Origin of the sequence: Streptomyces carminius (assembly GCF_002794255.1) — a bacterium.
In the GTDB taxonomy this organism is placed as follows: Bacteria; Actinomycetota; Actinomycetes; order Streptomycetales; family Streptomycetaceae; genus Streptomyces; species Streptomyces carminius.
Genome location: NZ_PGGW01000058.1, coordinates 104712 through 106573, shown reverse-complemented (window position 1 = coordinate 106573; position 1862 = coordinate 104712). Strand labels below are relative to the sequence as shown.

1 protein-coding gene is annotated in these 1862 nt (G+C 76.2%); it reads left to right on the top strand.

Going from position 1 to position 1862, the window contains the following annotated elements; all coding sequences use genetic code 11:
• Window positions 1-722 precede the first annotated feature (722 nt).
• Window positions 723-1775, top strand: a complete 1053-nt coding sequence (locus CUT44_RS17620) for a beta-ketoacyl-ACP synthase III (RefSeq protein WP_100202846.1) — start codon at window positions 723-725, stop codon at window positions 1773-1775.
• Window positions 1776-1862: the final 87 nt, after the last annotated feature.

Here is a 1862-nt window from a genome sequence, read left to right as displayed (position 1 = left end):
CCTCGAAGCTGGTGTCGGGACCGATCTCCGCGCGGTCCACCTCGAAACGGCCGACCAGGATGTCGACCAGCCTGTCGTACGTCGCACTCGTCGTACTCACGGACGTGCCCTGCCTTTCCGGCGCCCGGCCGCGGGGCCCGCCCGCCCGGAGGCGTCGGTGGCGGGAGGGTCGGGGACGGGCGCGCTGCCGTTGGGCTGTCGATCGGGGCTGTCGTTCGGGCTGCCGGACCGTCCGTCGGGCCGGCCGGGCTGCCGAGTCTGCCGACGGCTGCTGACCGGGCGCTGACGGATGGCTGACCGGCGGCTGACCAGCACCGGGGCGGGCCCGGCGGGCGCCCCCGGCCGGATCCGGAGCGGCGCCGGCGCCGCGGCCCCGCCCGCCGGGCCCCGTCCCTGTCCGTCTCCCACCGGTTCTCCCCGGGTGCTTCCCGCCTCCCTCCGGGCCTTCCCCCGGCTGCCCGCCGCGGCGGGTCAGCCGGCCGTCAGCGCTCGGTCAGCGCCCGGTCAGCGGCCCCGCACACACTCGGCTGACGCGCCGTCCGTACGGCCCCGGACCGGGACATCCGGCCCGGCGCGCCGCACGGGCGTACCGCGGAGCACACCGCCGGCCGAACCGGACACGAGGCACACGAGGGGGAGGGACACCGCGTGGTCGTACACGGCAACAGCCGCCCGGCACGCCGGGCCGCCACCGGAGACCGAGGACCGCGCGGCGGTGCCCGGTGAACCGGGCCGCGGTGCTGACCGGGATCGGCAGCCGCCTGCCGTCCAGGGCGGTGTCCAACGACGAGCTGGCCGCAAGCCTGGACACCTCCGACGAGTGGATACGGTCGCGGACCGGGGTCGGGCGGCGGTACTTCGCCGCACCCGGCACGGCCACCTCCGACCTGGCCGTCGGGGCGGGCGCCCGGGCCCTGGCGTCCGCGGGCGACCCGGCCGTGGACGCCGTGCTGGTCGCCACCACCACCCCGGACCGGCCCTGCCCAGCCACGGCCCCCCTGGTCGCCGCGCGGCTGGGACTGTCCGGGACGCCCGCGTACGACGTCTCGGCGGTCTGCACCGGATTCGTCTACGGGCTCGCCACCGCGGCCGGACTGATCTGCGCGGGCATCGCCGGACGCGTCCTGGTGATCGGCGCCGAGACCTTCTCCAGCATCCTCGACCCGCGCGACCGGACCACCTCGGTGATCTTCGGGGACGGCGCGGGCGCGGTGGTGCTGCGGGCCGGCGACCCGGCCGAACCGGGCGCCCTGGGACCGTTCGACCTCGGCAGCGAGGGCGAGGGCGGCGACCTGATCACGGTGCTCGCGGGCGGCTCGCGCCAGCGGCTGTCCGGCGTCGAACCGGGCCCCGGGGACCACTACTTCACCATGGCCGGCAAGAAGGTCTTCCGGCTCGCGGTGGAGCGGATGAGCCACTCGGCGCGGACGGTGCTGGACCGCGCGGGCTGGAAGACCGGGGACGTCGACCGGCTGGTCGGCCACCAGGCCAACGCCCGGATCACCCGGCACCTCGCCGAAGAGCTCGGCATCCCGCCCGAACGCTGCGTCAGCAACATCGCCGAGGTGGGCAACACCGCCGCCGCGTCGATCCCCCTCGCGCTCGACCAGGCACACGCCGCCGGCGGGATCGGGCCGGGCGACCGCGTCCTGCTCACGGCGTTCGGCGGCGGCCTCACCTGGGGCTCGACGGTACTGACCTGGCCCGTGATCGCCCGTCCCGGAGACGGCCCGCACGAGACCGATCCGCACGAGAGAGCAGGAGTGCGCAGATGAGTGCGACGTACGACAGGCTGGTCGACATCCTGGTCGGCCGTTTCGAGGTGGACCGCGCGGAGATCGGTCCCGACACCAGCTTCGAGG